We start from the raw sequence: 15,624 nt of genomic DNA, 5'->3' as shown, positions 1-15,624 counted from the left end.
TTCCTAGTGACGGTCTGGACACGGGCCGCCATCGGCGGCTTCAGATCGCGTGTAGCGATAGCGGCCGTCGTCACCCAGCCGCCACACCCCCACGCACGACGAGGTCCGGCTGGCGAGTGCGAGATCGCGCCAGCCGTGGCTGGTGGACGGCAGGACGCGGTACGCCGGCGCGATCACGTCCAGCAGCTGAATCCATGTGCCATCGCGCTGTCTGGCGTAAAGCCGGACGCTGATGCCGGTCATGCCTGAAGTGCAGGTGTTGCCGGCCATAACGAACACTTCGGGCTGCCGGTCGCCGTTCAGGTCCACGACCTGCGCCTCCGCATCCATGGGCTCGCGGTCGCAGCCGGGCAACTTGCTGACGACCCGGCCGCCCTTGAGCGTCAGCGGCGTCAGGTCGGCGATCGCGACGCGATCCGGCGCGGGCAGGCTTGCGGCCGGCACGTGCGCGAAGAGCGCGGCGGCAAGCGCCGTGGATTTCTCGTCGCCAGCGTGCACCACGCCGGCGTGGAGGATCGCGACGAACGCGGTTGCGTACGGGAGCAGTTTCGGCGGCTGCATGTGGGGTCTCCTCACTGGGAAATGGAACCGTCGGCACCGATCAGCACCGGCCAGACGCGGATGCCGGCCGCCTCCAGCAGCGCGTCGGCGGACATCGGCACCAGGTGCACGCCGGCGAGCGCGCGCAGGCGCGCAAAATCGGCCTCGCTTGCCACGGCGGCGACGATGCCGCGCGCGCCGAGTGCCTGGAGTCGCCCGGCGTTGTGCTGCAACCACGCGTGGGACAGCGCGTCGTCGCCGACGACGAAGAACGGCGTGCCCGGTCCGCCCGGCAGCCTGGCCGGCATCGGGTTGTGCAACAGTCGCCCGGGTCCGGCCCTTGTCGAGGCGACCGGAAATGCCCGTACGGCGGGCGTTTGCGGTGGCGCGGCGGGCTGCTGTGAGGGGGGCATCTCGCGGGCGCTCCCCTCGTCACCCGCCAGATAGGGGGCCAGCGATACACCGCCGCCGTCATGGATGACGGTTGCCGGCATGACGGGGGGCTCCGCCGACCAGACGGGGGTCGCGAAACCCACGGCAAGGGAAAGGAACAGGGCAGGGTTCATGTCATCACCACAGTCCGAACTGGATGTCGCCGATGAAGACGCCCCTGATTCCGCAGCAGGCATAGGGCCGCCACAGTGTGAAGGCGTAGCTCCCCGAATTCGTCGTCATGGCATCGCCGTACGAGAGCGGGCTCGCCGTGTCGTTCAGGCCGAAGACGAGGCAATTGGTGGGTATGGCGACATTCATCTGCCACAGGCCACCCATCGGATTCATCTCCGTCGCGGGGGGCGGATCCCAGACGAGCTGGTTGCCACGCACCGCCAGCGCGCCGGACGACACGTACGCGTAGACGTGCGGTTGTCCGGGCCGGGTGACGAAATCGGCGATGCGCTGCGACAGGACCGCCGCACCCTTCACCTCGTGCTGCTGCACCACCTCGCCGATTCGCGGATACACGTTGCCCCAGGTGTTGGCCGGCCACAGGCCAACCTCGCGCATGCCGGGGATCCACGAGGCCGGGAACAGCAACTCGGCCGGGAGATAGGAGCGCCACACCAGCGCGTCCAACGTGGACATGAAGTAGGGCACGAAGGGGCTGACGGCGGTCAGGCAGGGGCCGATGTGCGTTGCCGGGTGGCCGATGGCATCGGCATCGCGAAAGCGCCGGTTCTTGTCCGTGCGGTCCGCCCGCGATCGCGTTCCGGCACTGTCCGACAGGGTCTTCCCGAGCAGCGCACCGAGGGTGCCCGACGTCGCCGCGGCAAGCGGGACGCCGATCTCGGGCCACGGATGGGTCGCAACGTCGTGGTAGGTACTCACCACGAGTTCGGGGGCGAAGTGGCTGAACCGGGTCGAAGCCTTGATGTCGCATCCGAACGGCGTACAGAAGAGCCAGAAGCAGATGCCGGAGATATGCCAGAACGCGCACACGGGGTAACTGGCGATCGCCTGCGCGAGCAGCGCCGCGGTGGTCGTAACTTCCATGGCGGCGGACAGCGGCATATGGGCAAGCACCGCAGTGCCCAGGAGGGCCCGCAGGGCAGGGGTTGGCGGGCAGCGATGGAAGGTCATCTCGACGCGCCTCGCCCGTCAATAACCGCGCGCACGCCACGCGCGGTACGTCGTTCGTGCCGCTTCCACGTCGGGCACGCCATAGACCACCGCGCGTTGATCGAAGACGATCGCCGGCACCTTCGTCAACCGGTAACGCGTGGCGAGATCCAGCGCCCGCGCGCCGGCCTCGATGCCCTGCCGGTCTGCGCCGGACAGCGCCGCGAAGCGTTCCCTGGCAAGCGCGGCCGCCTGCTGCGGCGAGGCCGGCAAGCCGGCCGACAGCGCCTTCGTCACGCGTTCGATGCCATCCACGTAATGAACGGTGGCGCCGTGGGCGCCGCGAACCTGTTGCGTGGAAAGCTGAAAAACCTCGACGTGTTCCTGGGCGTGGCCGGGCCCCGCGGCGAGCATGGCCAGCAGCGGTAACGCCCGCGTGGCGATGATGTCGGCGCGCTTCATGGCCTGGCGGAAGCCGGTCGCGCGCCGGCGCGCGACAGGGCCTCTTCGAGTTCCGCGGCGGGCATCGCGCCAAGCACGCGGCGACCATCTGCGAGCACCAGCGTCGGCGTGTTGCGGATTCCGCGCGCGCGACCGAAATCGACGATGCGCCGGACGACCTGCATCGCCTCTTCGCAGTGCGGCTCGATGCGTTGCGGCACCGGTGCGCCGTCCATATAGGCTTGCCAGTGCGACTCGCGCGCAGCGTGTGCGCTGCACCAGGTTGCGACCGCGGCGGGGATCGAATCGGGCGAGATCACCGGATAGGTGAAGACATGGATCGTCACGTTGTCGAGGCGCGCGAGCGCCGGCTGCATCGAGCGGCACACCGGGCAGGCCGGGTCCTCGAACACGGCGAGCTTGCGCGAGCCGTCGCCGCGTACGGTCTTGATCGCCAGATCGAGCGGCAAATCGCTGAACGGAATCGCCGCGAGCGCGGCGAGCGTCGCCTCGGTCAGATCGCGCTTCTCGAGCGTGTCGATCAGGCGGCCATCGATGAAGGCGTAGCGACCCGTAACGTCCGCGTAGAACACGTCCATGCCGTGCGTCACCTCAAAGATGCCCGGAACGGGCGTCGTGGCCACGGAATCCGGCGTGACCTCGCCGTTCGTGTGACGGGCGATCGCCGCCTTGACGGCCTGCGCCGCCGTCTCCGGTCCGGCGCCGAAACCGGGCGCTGCCGACAGGCCGAGAGCGAGGAGGGCGACGCTTACAACATGGAACATCCGTGGGGTCGACGTTCCACGCACCGCGGCGTATGTTTCATGATGGGCCGTTGGCATAGGATCATTCCTCGTAAAGGAGGGACTATGGACAGAGATGCGCGCGCGAGCGGCACGGATTCCGGGTGGGGGCTCGCCTTGCTGGGCGCTGTGCTGGATATCATCTGGACCGTTGTGGCGGGAGGTTCGGATCGTAGAGATTCGGACGATGCCCGCGATTCCATATCGGATGCGGACACCTCGAGTACCTCTCGCGGTGCATTTGCCGGTGAGGAAATGATGGGGGATGCCTATACCGCGTATGGCCGCGAACCGGTTGGCGCGGGCAAGAATGGCGAGCCAGTTGGCACCTATTCCGGGGCTCCGATCATCCATTACTAGGCCGGGTTCCATCTCACTCATCTCCGTCGTACCGCGCGTCCTATGCGGCCGGCGACTATGCCTACGCCCGTTTGTCCCGCCGCCACGCCCTGGCCGATCGCGCTTCGTTGCATGGCGTCGATTGTCTGAACGACGTGCAAGCCTGCCCACCCCATCATCCCGCTCCATATCAGGGGCAGGCCCAGATACAGCCCGATGAGCAGGGTGTTGAGGGTTGTCCGCTTGAGGGCGGTGTCGAACTCCAGGTGCAGGATGTTCAGCAGCATCGAGTCGGCACCGGGATACATCGCTACCCACAGGTGCTCGTCGAGCCACAGCGCGATGTACCACATCAAGGCCCACGACTTGACCGTGAAGATCGCCAGCGCGCCGAGGAACATCACGTTGAGGCTGTAACGCCCGAAGACGAGGATCAGCGGCAGGAACATGTAGATCCCCATGAGAATCAGGGGCTGCGCGAAGAGCGCGAACTGGATGATCGGAAACCGTGATGCCTGGGTGTGGATCGCCTTGTTCACCATCCCGGCCATCCCGGCGACATCGGCCGCGGCGCCGCCGAGGGCCTCGAACCAGCCGCGATTGTCTTCGGGGAGCAGCGTCTCTGGCGCGATAGTGGGATTCGAACGTCCCATCGCGAGACGCGCGAGGCCGTCCTCGCGCTTGTCGGCCGCGACGGCGCTGAAGAGCACGGCGATGCGCTGCGGCAGCGTTTCAGGCGGCGTGCCGACGATGCCGATGTTGTTGGCGAGGCGCGTACGCAAGCCGCTGGATGTGTCGGTCCACCATGCGAGGCAGGTCGGCCGCCCGTGCGCGGGCAGCACCGTGTTCGCGTCCATGTCGGCATCCGCGTCGCCAACGTCGAGCGCGAACCCCGGCACCCCCGCTCGCGCGTACAGCGCGGCGTAGAGGTTCGGGTCGGCCTGAAACGCATGGCTGCCGATCCAGTCCGGGTCGGCTTCTCCGTAGCTGTCGAGGGCGGCGGCCGCTTGGGGCGACGCCTCAGCGGTGAGAAACCGGGAGCGTGCCGGCAGGTAGCACTCGTTGTAGAAGCGCTGCACTTCGGCGCGCATGGTCGGGTTTTCGATGGCGGCGGTGCGCGCGAGCTCCTCGACCTGGCGGAAGCCGCTCAGGCCACCCGCGATGCCGCCCTTCACCGCATCGTTGAAGCCCGCCGACAGACTCATCACGGCGAACCACCAGGGCGGCAGGGCGAGCTGCTGCGGCACGCCGTTGAAGGCAGCGTCGAACGTACTGTCGGAACTCGCGCCGGTGGCCGTCACCGGCGCGGCGTTGAGGGTCGTGGCCGGGGGCCGGTAGTGGAGATTCACGTTCTGCAGGCTGGTGCCGACCGGGGTGAAACAGAACGCCAGCACGAATACCGCGCTCCAGAACTCGACCTCCATCGCGCGTACCATCCAGGCCGCAGCCGCGCCCTCGGCGCCATTCATCTGATGCGCATGCAGCCAGGTGCCGATCAGGATCACGAGGAAGGGCAGGAAGATGAGGCCGGTGTCGACGAGCACGTCGCGGATCACGCCGGCGAACGCCCATCCGTACATCGTGGTGAAGAGTTCGAGGTAGCTATCCACACTCATCGCATCGCACCTTTTAGAAGAGGCTGAACGGGAAACCAAGGACGACGACGAGTTCGATGACGACCAGACCCGCGCAGATACGGTGGCGTGCGGCGAGCAGGGCCGCACGCGCGTCGTCCGGCCAACGCGCCAACCGCCCGACGAGCCACGGCCACGCGACCCACAGGGCGGCGATGGCGAGGCCCTGAAGCGCGACGAGATACGGCTTCAGGTGCCGTACATTGCGATGTACCGTGGCCCACTCGTCATACGTTCCGAACGCGAAGCGCGCCGCGACCACCAGGGCGACCAGCGCGGCGACCGATGCCACGCCGACCGCGAGCGGGCGCGCGAGACGGCGTGTGCGCCGTGGCGGACGCAGTTCGCTGACGCTCATTTCTTCACCCTGCCGTCGATGACGGGCTTGCGATCGACCGGCTGCTGGACCGGGTTCGCGGCGGACGCCGCGCGCGTGGCCCGGTAATGGTCGATGAGGGTGGCGGCGGTTTCCGGGATGACGCGCTTACGAACGTTCGACTCGTACAGTACGTCGTCGATATGGCGGTTCAGCTCGGCGAGCTTGGATTCGATCTGGGTGTTGGCGGTCTTGTAGACCTCGGGAATCATCCGCCCCGTGAGCAGGAGATTGCGCACGATCAGGGCCTTGTCGACCGTGCGTGCCAGCGCGATGTCCTGCGCGAGCCGGTCCTGCGCAATGCGCCGCTCGACGGGAGGGAGTTCGCGGACAGCATCGACGAGTTCGCGTGTGACGAGCACCCCGGGTGCCGACGCGGCCTTGAGGTCGCTGCCCTTCGGCACGGCGGTCGCGAACAAGGTCTCGAGCTGGGTCTTCGTCGTCGTGATCTCGAGCTCGAACTGCTGTACGAGGCCAAGGCCCATCTTCGACCGGGGCGGCTGGCAATTGTTGTCCGTGCAGGTATAGATCTCCAGATCGCCAAGTACGTCAGTCGCATAGGTGGCGGCCTTGTCGGCGGTCGGGAAGGTCTCCGTCAGCTTCACCGGTGCGTGTGCGAAACCCGCGGTAGTGGGCGCCTGTCCCATGGTGATGTTGAATCCGCCATAGATGGTGTCGAAGACGATCCGGATCGGCCGCTGTCCCACACCACCGGCCTTGATTCCTCCAGACCATGTGACGCCGCCGTTGCCGTTCTTCACTCCGACGTTTTCCTTCGCCTGCACCACATCCTTGTTCGCGGTGGCCTCCTGCTTCCAGGCTTCGCCGCGCGCCATGCGAATGAAATCCTCGTAGGGATCCTCGCCGTGCTTGATCTGCGCCTCCATCTCCTCGCAGGTCCTGGTCGCGAGCTGGATGGCGATCTCGGCCTTCTTCGCGTAGGTCTGGAAGAGCTCGTACAAGCCGGGGGAGGCACGCTGGAAGAGGTACATCGGCAGCGCGGCGATGCCGGCCTGGACGGCCTGGGTTAGCTGGGTGCCGAGCTGCGCGAACTGGTTCATGAGCGTCTGGAACGACAGTTCGAAATCGTAGGCGCCGCAGGAGTAATTGAGCCTGGCCACGCCGGACAGGCCCAATTTGTAGGGCACACCGCCCGGGTTCGGTGCGCGCGCGACCGGATCGCCCCCGCCCAGGCGGTAGTACAGGTTCGACCGCGAGCTGGGAATGTCGCCGGCGTGGGAGGCGGGCACCACGCAGGCGACGACGAGGAGCAGCGTCAGACAAGCCTTGCGCATGGTCACGGGTCCCGGTGCAATGACTGGATGACGCGGCCGGCGACGATCTGGTCGACGGCGACGTGGTGGTGGCGCAGGCGCACGAGAAACGCGGCGGCGTCGCGGGTATTGGCGACGGTCAGCGGCACGTGGGTCGCGCTCCAGTCGAGCCAGCGGAAGAGCCGCTCGCCGAGAGGCGCGCGCGACCGGTCGAGGCCGGTCACGAGGACCACGGATCGGCCGGTCAGGACGACGTTGAGCGCCTCGTCCAGGTCGTCGCCCGCGACATCGAGGCCGACGATGCACCCGGTGACGAGGTTCGGTCCGTCGCCCAGGAGGTCGAGCCAGGCGACCTCGTCGGGCTCGCGGGCCGCCTTGGCCCGCGCCCACGGCGCGAAGGCGGCGTCGGGGAGTTTCTCGACGAGGATGAGGCGCAGGCCCTGCGCGCCCAGGCCCTGCGCGCCCAGGCCTTGCGCGACGAGGCGGTCGAGCTGTGCACACAGGGTCCGCCCGTCCGTGTCGAAGTCGTTCGCCGCCATCACGCTGCCCTCCCTCGGGCAAGTTCGTGCGCGACGGCGTAGGCGGCCTCCAGCTCGGTGCACCCGGTCCTGGCCATGATGTCCTGGCGCCACGCCTTCTCGTGCTTCTCGGTCATCGCGAGTGCGATCGCCAGCGGCGGCGGGACGTTGCGGAAGAGCGCCTGCAGCTTCGTGCCGAGGAACACGCCCTCAGTGTATTTGGGCGGTTCCTTGCGCGCCGATTCGATCAGCGCGCGCTGCTCGGGCGTCAGGGTCCGGAAGCGTGCGACCTGCTCGATCTCGTCGCGGTCCATCGTCAGCAGGATCCAGTGCTCGCACATGTTGAGCATGCGCGAGGCGGTATCGGGAAAGTCCTTCATGTTCTGGGTCGCCAGCCAGAACCAGGCGCCGAGCTTGCGCCACATCTTGGTGATCTTGACCACGTAGAGGTTGAGCAGCGGGTTCGTGGTTACGATGTGTCCCTCATCGGTGAGGAAGATGATCGGGCGGTGATCGTGCTGGGTCGCCTCGGCCAGTGCCTGAACGTGATTCACCAGCGAGGTGTAGGCGACGGCCAGCGCGTCCTCGTAGCCCTCCTGCGCCAGGGTTCCCATCTCGACGATCGTGACGTCGGCATCGGGCCATGTCGTGCCATAGCGATTGAAGAGCTTCCCGCGCAATCCGTCGCAGAAGACCATCATCGCCTGGCCCATTTCCTCGGCACGATCACGGCGGGCACCCCCGAGACTTTCGTCATTGCGCATGTCCATGAGGGCCCGGGCGACGTCCTCGGCCCGAGGATGACGCTGCTGCTGGTCGCGTGCACGACCGGCGGCGCCCAGGATCGCGCGGGCAATCAGATAGCGGTCCGCCCGACTCATCTTGCGTATCTCGATTTCTTCGCCGCCGCTGATCATGAGGGTCGCAGCGATGATCATCTCGCCGAGGATGTCGCGCTTGTTCGGGTCGGCCCCGTCTTCGTCCCCGTCCTCGTCGTGCGTGTCATGGATATCTTCGCGAGGTGCGCCGGGTTCGGGATCGAGATCCGGCGACTGCAGGGCCCGCGCCATGGCCTGCTCCCCGTGACTGACGAGGCGGGCCGCCATCGCAAACGGCGGCAGGCTGACATCGGCGTCGGGCGTCAGATCCACCTGGTGCACACTCAGCCCGCGCGCACGCATATGCTCGCCCAGCAAACCGAAGGACTTCCCGACTTCGACGATGACCAAGCGGGGCCGGTAGATGGCCATCATGAGCATTGCGAGATAATTGAGCTTCGCCGACTTCCCCGCCCCGGTGGGACCCAACATCAGGAGATGGGCGTTCTTGTTCCGGTCGGCCGGATTGAGCGGATCGAGAAGAAGCGGTTCGCCGCCGCGGTTCCACAGCCAGAACCCCGGATTCCCGGATCCACGTGCCCGCCCATAAAACGGTAGCAGGGCAGCGATCTGGGAGGCGAAGGTGAGCCGGCTGCGTCGCAGGTGGGTCGCGTCGAAGTGAGGATCGAAGCACATCGGCAGCGCGCGCAGGAACACGTCGCAGCCCTGAAGTTCGTCGATCGGCTGAATGAACTTGAGGCCGGACGAGTGCATGGCCGCCGTGACCTCGGCGACCGAACGTCCCAGCTGATTGGTGTCCTCGCCCCACACGAAGAGTGTCAGATAGAACGGGTAGAGCTTGTCGGCGCGCAGGTTGTCGAGGACCTGGGTCGCTTCCTCGAAGGTGTGGATCGCATCAATGGTGTTGGCGCGCGAAGCGCTCTTGATCGCCTCGACGCGGCGGCGCATCGTGTCCTGCGGGTGGATCACTACCGTCGCCGAGAGCATCGTTCCATCGGGAAGGCGGTCGAAGCGGGCGAACTGCTTGTCCGCATGATGGCGCTCGGCCGTGAAGTGGCCGATCTCGGGCGTCTGGCGCAGGGACTGCAGTGCCAATGCGCGTACCGGACGGTCATTGAAGAACCACAGGCCGGCCTTTGCATCCGAGCGCGGGGGCGACAGCAACAGCAACTCGCCCAGGTCGATGCCGACTGCCGCGTTGTCGTCACCCGGATAGGTACACAAGCGCAGCAGGTCCCCGACCGTATCGGCGAATTCGGGTTTCGGATTGAAGAACGGCAGAAGCCAGGCGTAGAAGTCGGCTGCGTTCATTGGCCGCCCCTTGACGCCTGCCTGTGCCAGCCCCGAGATCAGCCCGCGGGCGGTTTGCTGCAGCTTCTCGACGGGATTGAGCATCTCCCGGGAGAAATCGAATCCGGGTGGAAAGCGCCGATAGATTGCGCAACGGATGCGGCGCAGTTGGCCCCTCCAACGATTTCCCGATACCCCTTCGTCCGTAAACAGCCCCTCTGGTCTGGAAGCCGCCGCCAGGTGCTCGGCCATCTCGGCGAGAAAGTGTCGCGTGAAGTCGCTCTCGAGAATCTGCCGACCGCGGTCGGGCGATTTCGCATGCACGGCGAGAATGTAGTCGCGCATGCGCCCGATTTCCCATGAGAGATCGGTGTCGTCGTTGCAGAAGAACTGCACCACCCACGGCGCCTCGTCGTACTCGGGCAGGGCCTGAAGGGCGGACTGGATTTCCGCACAGCGCGCCTGCAGGTAATGGTCGGTGCGGGCCTCGCTCGGTAGCGGATCGAGTTCGAACAGGAGCGCGCGTGAGATCCCGTCCTCGAGGACGAAGGTTTGCGTTTCGGGCTCGAAGTCCATCCACGGTAACTGGTCGGTGAAGCTCGGCGGGCGTGAAGCCTGCTGGCGCCGGTCTCGGACGCGGAACGGCCCCCGGCGCAGCGTGGGGTTAATACTGGACACGCCGCCCGGGCGGTCCCGCCGGCTGGCTGACGGCTCCTCGGGCGGGGCCAATGTGAGCATGCGAATCAAGCCGAACATGGTCGTCCATCCATACTCAGGGTCGTGCGGTCGCCGGCCGCGGCGCGTCCTCTTCGCCGGGGAGGAGGTACTCGACACGCTCGTACATCGGGAATGCGGTCACGTAACCGGGGACGGGGTACTTGCCTTGGGCGAGGTGGGGAAACACGACCATGAGCAGGTCGGGATTCGCGAGGCGGGCGAAGCGGCGCTCGATCTGGCGCATCGCCGCTTCGCGCACCGGACCCGGTGACTCTTCCGACGACGGTCGCAGCGGAAGCGCTTCGCGGGCCCGTTCGCGATCGGCCTCGCCGGCCCGCTCGCGGTAGATCTGCTCCATCGTCGGTCCCTCTTTCGGAAGGGGCGAACTACGCGGCCCCGCGACACTGCAGGCGGTGAGGAGCGCCACGGCGGCCAACGGTGCGGAAGCCCTTCGTATGGCGGGTGCCGAATCAGTCCAGCCCATAGTAATTACCTCGCATGTCGGCGTGCGTTGCCGGGGCGTCGTCGAGCCGGCCGTAGTCGAGCTTGCGGCCGTCGGACGACTTGTCGATGGGGATCTCGATGTCGATGTGGACGACAACTTCGCCGCCGGCGGGCACCACGACGGCGTCGAAAGAGTTGTTGAGGCGGCGCATGATCCAGCTTGTGACTTCATCGACGCCGCCGCCCAGCGACCGACCGAGAATGTAGGTGCCGCGATCGCCAGTTACCCGGCTGGTGGTTGTGCCGAAGATGTTGTCGGTCTGGGTCGTTTGGGCTGCCGCGGCAGCCTCCGCTGCGATCGAAAGGGTTCTGAGCCCGACCGCGTCCGTGAGGTACGCCGGAGCGTTGGTGACGAACCTGCCGGGAATGCAGGGATTGCCATAGCGGTCCGAGATCCAGCCCAGCTTCGGCGCGGCCGCCAGCGAGGGAGAGTTACCGCTCGGGCTCCCGCTCGCACCGAAGAGCGGCGTCGTGCCGTTGTTGCGCCGGCTCACCGTGTGAATGTTGCCGTCGTTGAAGACGAAGGTCAGCGACTGGACGAGCCCCTCTGCGCACGAGAGCGTCATGTCGCCGATCGCAATACCCGATACCACCACGCCAGTCAGGTTGCGTGGAAGATAGTGTCCATTCGCAGCCAGGTTTTCGGAACCCAACAGCAGCTTGAACTGCATCGGATCGGTGACCTTGCCGTCGACGGGAACCCGGCCAACGATGGCCGTCATGTTGATGACGCCGGTCAGCGTGGCGTTTTCCGGGACGGTATAGTAGGGCGTGAGTACCGGGCCGGCCTTCTTCGGCTTCGCAGGAGCGGCTTGGGTGCGGGCGGCAGCAGGTCCGGCGGGGGGAAGCTCGCGCACCACGCCTTCCTTGCCGTCGGCACCCTTGCCCATCTGATAGCCCAGCGGCAGGATGCGGGTCGGAGATGCCGATGCGATGGCGGGGGTCGAGGCATCCGCCGGGTGGGCGCCCGATCCGGTAACGCCATGCTCGAAGCCGAAACCCGCAGGAAGATTGCCGAGCAGCGGTGAGTTGAGCAGCCCTGAGGAGGGCGGTTCGCTGCCAGACGGCTGGCGCGCTTTCATGCCTTCCACCTCGGTGAGGAGTTCGGAGCGCAGTTCCCGGTGGAGCTGTTCGCGAATTCGGTCCTCGCTGCGCTGTTTGCGCGCGTTGTCGTCCCTGAGTCGCCGGTTCTCGTCGACGAGCGACTGCGTTTGCTCGTTCAGCTTGCTGTACGCCGCCACGACGGTGTTCAGCGTTTCCTGCGGTGTATCGGCGTCCGCCCCTTTCTGCGTGGGCGGCAGCGGCGCCTCGGGCACGGCGGCCATTGGCGGTCCGGCCGGTACGCCCGGATCCTGACCTTGCTTGTAGAGGATGAAACCCGTCACGCCCAAGGCGACCGCGGTCAGCACGGGAACGAGTTTGTTCTGGGCGATCTGCATGGCGGCGTCCTATCGCCACAGGGCCACGGTGGCGTACGGCCGGTCGGAGACGAGGTACACCGCCGTGGTGTCCGCCTCCGACCCGTTGGGCAACAGCAGCCAATGCTGCGGGGTGGCGGCAATCCAGCGACCGCGTAGACGTTCCATATCCAGTTCGAGCGGATGCGTGGAGCGGTTCGTGAAGCGGATTGCCGTGACATGGAGCGTGCCGCTGGACCACGCGCCCAGGGGCGCGGTCTCCACCTCGCCGCCGCGGTACAGGCCCACCACGGGTGTGCGTTCGACCGGCTCCTGCCGCACGCCCGGGTACGTGGGAACCAGACGACTCGGGGCGTAGAGGACCTGGGCCGCGTAGCGCGTAAGCTGAATCATGCCCACCGGCTCGGGGGTGCTGCGCGCCGCACTTGCCGCTGCATCGTCATCGTCGGCGGCTGCCTCGTTCGGCAGATGGATCTGAAGAATCGGCATCGCGTCCTTGCCGTCGACCGCCTCGATGTCGAGCGGCAGCTTCGTGCCCCCTTCGATCGCATGCGCGACCAGTCGCGTGCGGGGGACCGCACCACGGGCGGTCAGGTACGCGGTGTCCTCGATGATCTGCACCTCGAGGACGCCCTGGACGGATGGAGGAACGTCGATCAGCGGCACAAACGGGAACCGCACCAGACGCTCGCGTCCCGGCGTAAGGAGGATCGGGACGGGAAGACGGTCGAACAGCACATGCTCGGTACGTCCGCCAGCGGGTGTCGGCGCGGCAAGGCGCCTTGCCGGCCTGGCCAGGGCAGGCGCGTCGTCGCCGTACGTTTCGGCGGCAGCGGTCGTGCGTGTCGCGGTGTCGCCCGCGGGCGCTGCCGGCGGCGAGGCAGGTTTGGGTAAGGCACCGAGGTCAGGCGGCACACCGCCAAGGCTTGTCGGCGGTCCCATAATGGCGGCGGAACGCTGGAATACCTGCGGCAGTGAGAGGGCGGGCGCCGTCGGCGCCTGTTGTGCGAATGCCGGCAGCATGGCAGTCGCGCACACACCGGAAACCAGCAAGGCGCGTTGTACTGACAACATGGCGTTTATTCCTTTGCCTGGGCGGGCGCCACCGCCGGAGCAAGGCCGCTAGCCCCGGGCTGGGCGAGTTGTTCCGGGACGACGATAGTCCTGGGCAGGGTCGGTGTCGGGGGCGATGTCGGACTGACGGCCGCTTGCAGCGCTTGCGGATCGATCCTCTCCGGATGGCGCCCCGCGAAGCAGTTCAGGGCGAGGCCCCAGGGATTTTTCTCCCGGTCGATGTCGTAGCGCACCACATGCAGGGGGTAGCGGATAAACGTGTCCTTGACCGGCATGCCGCGCGAGGTCTCGACGAGTTGCGCGTCAACGAGAACGGTCCAGCCGCCGTTTCCATGCTCGGAGACGCGGTTCGCGGTGTACCCGTAGCCCGGAATCTCCATCAGCGCGCGGGTGCGCTGGATCAGCTCGGCGTCTCCTGCCTTGACCCGCATGTCCTGCAGCAGTTGTTCCCGGCATGAGGGCGTCAGGTAATTTTGCAGGGCATAGATCTGGGCGCCGTAGTCCTTCGAGCCGTCCCTCGCCCAGCGATTGACCTGATGCCAGATGTAGAAGCCAAAGGCATAGACGTTCGGTGCCGGCACCTCCGCGGTGCGCCCCAGCTGGATCGCGCCGCCCCGCGAAAGGTCGGGTGGGATATGTGCGGTGAGATGGGTCTGCGTCGTGCGCCAGCTCACCATGGCTATCAGCAACAGGACGAGCAGTGCCGCGATGAACCAGGATTGCCTGCGTATGGTTGCCTGCGCGTTTGCGAGGTTGTTGGTGAAGGGCGACATGGGCTCTCCTGACTCAACGGATACGTACGCGTGACCTCGGCGCGCGCGCCGGAAGGAGCGTGCGGCCGATGTCCCAGGCGCCCGAATGGGTGACGAACCCGGATCGGATGAGACGCACGGAGGCCGCCCAATGCAGGAGCAGATGCAGGTAGTAGTGATCCGGCCGATTGCGTTTGAGCTTCGCCATCTGGCCCGCCGCGAGCCAGACGGTTGCGATGGGGCCGGTGGCGATGATGAGCACGGCCATCGGCAGGTGATGGATGGCAAATCCAACCAGGCTGCCTACGGGAAACCACACAAGGACGGCCAGCCCGATGGCCCACTGGGATTCGGTGGACGACAGCCCCTTGATGATCGCCGGTTCTGCATTCACCCGATCCGGCAGCGGAGCAGTGGTCGGCCCGGGGGGCGCATCTTGAGGGACCATGGGGCTCGCGGATTCCATGATGCCTCCTAGTCGATGATGGTCGCCGCTTCGTTGAGGAGGTACACCATGAGTACCAGCACAACGGCCCCCACAACGGCGAGGACGCCAAGGTCACCCAGTTCGGCGCGTCCGATGCGGTACTCGTTGAACTTCGCAATGCCCCCGGCCGCGACCGCGATGAAGCCCAGCGTCGCGATGATCAGGCCGAGGACGATGAGACCGTTCTTGAAATACTGCTTGCCGATTTCGATGTAGTCGCCCGAGGCGGCGCTGCCTGCCTGCACGGCAGTCGGCAGTTCGGCCAGGGCAGGTTCGATGACGAAGGCGGCGGCGAGGATCGCAACCACGAGCGGAGCGGCTCGCGGGATCGTCGTGGGCGAGCGCCACCAGCGTGCCAAACCGCTGGCCGCGCGATGGATCGCTCCGCCCGGTGCGCCTGAATGATAGGTGAGACGTTTCATGATTCCCTCCGGTGGGTGAAGAGGCGCCGCGCCATGGAAAAACCGGCAGACCTGCGGCCTTGCCTGCCGGACCGGCCGCGATCTAGGTCAGCAAATAGATCAGCAGCAAGACGATGATCAGTACCCGCAGCTTGTAGAGAAGAAGCATTGGCAGGCGGCGAGGGTCGTGGAGTCCCTCGATACCCAGCCGGCGAACCATGTCCGCGGCCCATAGCACGCCGACCGCGGCGACGATCATCGCAACGACGATGGCGATGGCGGCCGGGGAAACCCCCGCCGAGTTCGAGAACGCCTGGACTTGTTCGGAGGTCATGACCGCTCCCGTCAGCGCCGGTAGTCGCCCTTGAGCGGTTCGATCGGTCGTGGCTGACGAGGCGCGTTGAGATGCTCCGCAATCCCGACACGGATCAGGTCCAGATCGCGCGCCAGATCGTCGTACTGGAACCGCACCCTCGCGAGCGTCGGGGCGTGCGCCTTCGCGGCGCGCACCTCCTCGCCAAGGAGCGCGATTTCATGCTCCAGGCGCGCGAGGTTTTCGCGCTCGGTATCCTCGTCTGCATGCGCCGGCATGAAGGCGAGCGCAGCGGCGGCGGACAGCGACGAGAGAAACAACGGACGCAGTATTCGGGGCATGACGGG

At 66.7% G+C, this 15,624-nt stretch carries 19 protein-coding genes; 1 reads left to right on the top strand and 18 read right to left on the bottom strand.

The window, feature by feature from the left end; translation table 11 throughout:
* Window positions 1–3: 3 nt before the first annotated feature.
* The 5 genes from pbN1_RS00540 to pbN1_RS00520 form a co-directional block, all read right to left on the bottom strand.
* On the bottom strand, window positions 4–561 hold the full coding sequence (locus tag pbN1_RS00540; RefSeq protein ID WP_169202837.1) for a hypothetical protein: 558 nt from the start codon (window positions 559–561) through the stop codon (window positions 4–6).
* Between the two features lie 11 nt (window positions 562–572).
* Window positions 573–1,034 (bottom strand): PFL_4695 family integrating conjugative element protein, encoded by a 462-nt coding sequence (locus pbN1_RS00535; protein WP_210147613.1) that lies wholly within the window; start codon window positions 1,032–1,034, stop codon window positions 573–575.
* A gap of 76 nt (window positions 1,035–1,110) precedes the next feature.
* A complete protein-coding gene (locus pbN1_RS00530; protein WP_169202839.1) occupies window positions 1,111–2,118 on the bottom strand; it encodes a TIGR03756 family integrating conjugative element protein in 1,008 nt (335 codons plus the stop codon).
* A gap of 18 nt (window positions 2,119–2,136) precedes the next feature.
* Window positions 2,137–2,559, bottom strand: a complete 423-nt coding sequence (locus tag pbN1_RS00525; protein WP_169202840.1) for a TIGR03757 family integrating conjugative element protein — start codon at window positions 2,557–2,559, stop codon at window positions 2,137–2,139.
* Window positions 2,556–3,323, bottom strand: a complete 768-nt coding sequence (locus pbN1_RS00520) for a DsbC family protein (RefSeq protein ID WP_169202841.1) — start codon at window positions 3,321–3,323, stop codon at window positions 2,556–2,558. The genes pbN1_RS00525 and pbN1_RS00520 overlap by 4 nt, the downstream gene beginning before the upstream one ends.
* A gap of 84 nt (window positions 3,324–3,407) precedes the next feature.
* On the opposite strand from pbN1_RS00520, the gene pbN1_RS00515 reads away from it, so the two are divergent.
* Complete coding sequence (locus pbN1_RS00515) at window positions 3,408–3,701, top strand: hypothetical protein (protein ID WP_169202842.1); 294 nt, start codon at window positions 3,408–3,410, stop codon at window positions 3,699–3,701.
* 17 nt (window positions 3,702–3,718) lie between these two features.
* Here pbN1_RS00515 and pbN1_RS00510 read toward each other — a convergent pair whose 3' ends face one another.
* The 13 genes from pbN1_RS00510 to pbN1_RS00450 form a co-directional block, all read right to left on the bottom strand.
* Window positions 3,719–5,296, bottom strand: coding sequence for a conjugal transfer protein TraG N-terminal domain-containing protein (locus tag pbN1_RS00510; protein WP_169202843.1), 1,578 nt, complete (start codon window positions 5,294–5,296; stop codon window positions 3,719–3,721).
* 13 nt (window positions 5,297–5,309) lie between these two features.
* Window positions 5,310–5,672: a hypothetical protein gene (locus tag pbN1_RS00505; RefSeq protein ID WP_169202844.1), complete on the bottom strand. Its 363-nt coding sequence runs from the start codon at window positions 5,670–5,672 to the stop codon at window positions 5,310–5,312.
* Complete coding sequence (locus pbN1_RS00500) at window positions 5,669–6,985, bottom strand: integrating conjugative element protein (RefSeq protein WP_169202845.1); 1,317 nt, start codon at window positions 6,983–6,985, stop codon at window positions 5,669–5,671. The genes pbN1_RS00505 and pbN1_RS00500 overlap by 4 nt, the downstream gene beginning before the upstream one ends.
* Before the next feature lie 2 nt (window positions 6,986–6,987).
* Window positions 6,988–7,503, bottom strand: coding sequence for a hypothetical protein (locus pbN1_RS00495; RefSeq protein ID WP_210147612.1), 516 nt, complete (start codon window positions 7,501–7,503; stop codon window positions 6,988–6,990).
* Window positions 7,503–10,367 carry a conjugative transfer ATPase gene (locus pbN1_RS00490; RefSeq protein ID WP_169202847.1) on the bottom strand — a complete coding sequence of 955 codons (2,865 nt, stop codon included), beginning with the start codon at window positions 10,365–10,367 and terminating at the stop codon, window positions 7,503–7,505. The genes pbN1_RS00495 and pbN1_RS00490 overlap by 1 nt, the downstream gene beginning before the upstream one ends.
* A 16-nt stretch (window positions 10,368–10,383) precedes the next feature.
* Complete coding sequence (locus pbN1_RS00485) at window positions 10,384–10,812, bottom strand: TIGR03751 family conjugal transfer lipoprotein (RefSeq protein ID WP_244857077.1); 429 nt, start codon at window positions 10,810–10,812, stop codon at window positions 10,384–10,386.
* Window positions 10,799–12,271 (bottom strand): TIGR03752 family integrating conjugative element protein, encoded by a 1,473-nt coding sequence (locus pbN1_RS00480; protein WP_169202849.1) that lies wholly within the window; start codon window positions 12,269–12,271, stop codon window positions 10,799–10,801. Before pbN1_RS00480 ends, pbN1_RS00485 begins: the two co-directional genes overlap by 14 nt.
* Before the next feature lie 9 nt (window positions 12,272–12,280).
* The gene (locus pbN1_RS00475) at window positions 12,281–13,324 is read right to left on the bottom strand and encodes a TIGR03749 family integrating conjugative element protein (RefSeq protein WP_169202850.1); all 1,044 of its coding nucleotides are present in this window, start codon (window positions 13,322–13,324) and stop codon (window positions 12,281–12,283) included.
* Between the two features lie 5 nt (window positions 13,325–13,329).
* A complete protein-coding gene (locus pbN1_RS00470; protein WP_169202851.1) occupies window positions 13,330–14,097 on the bottom strand; it encodes a PFL_4703 family integrating conjugative element protein in 768 nt (255 codons plus the stop codon).
* 13 nt (window positions 14,098–14,110) lie between these two features.
* Window positions 14,111–14,542, bottom strand: a complete 432-nt coding sequence (locus pbN1_RS00465; RefSeq protein ID WP_169202852.1) for a TIGR03750 family conjugal transfer protein — start codon at window positions 14,540–14,542, stop codon at window positions 14,111–14,113.
* 8 nt (window positions 14,543–14,550) lie between these two features.
* Window positions 14,551–14,985: a TIGR03745 family integrating conjugative element membrane protein gene (locus pbN1_RS00460; protein ID WP_169202853.1), complete on the bottom strand. Its 435-nt coding sequence runs from the start codon at window positions 14,983–14,985 to the stop codon at window positions 14,551–14,553.
* Between the two features lie 82 nt (window positions 14,986–15,067).
* Window positions 15,068–15,298 carry a DUF3262 family protein gene (locus pbN1_RS00455; protein WP_169202854.1) on the bottom strand — a complete coding sequence of 77 codons (231 nt, stop codon included), beginning with the start codon at window positions 15,296–15,298 and terminating at the stop codon, window positions 15,068–15,070.
* A gap of 11 nt (window positions 15,299–15,309) precedes the next feature.
* Complete coding sequence (locus pbN1_RS00450; RefSeq protein WP_169202855.1) at window positions 15,310–15,618, bottom strand: integrative conjugative element protein, RAQPRD family; 309 nt, start codon at window positions 15,616–15,618, stop codon at window positions 15,310–15,312.
* Window positions 15,619–15,624: the final 6 nt, after the last annotated feature.

The organism is Aromatoleum bremense (assembly GCF_017894365.1).
In the GTDB taxonomy this organism is placed as follows: domain Bacteria; phylum Pseudomonadota; class Gammaproteobacteria; order Burkholderiales; family Rhodocyclaceae; genus Aromatoleum; species Aromatoleum bremense.
This window is presented reverse-complemented; position numbering and strand designations above follow the sequence as displayed.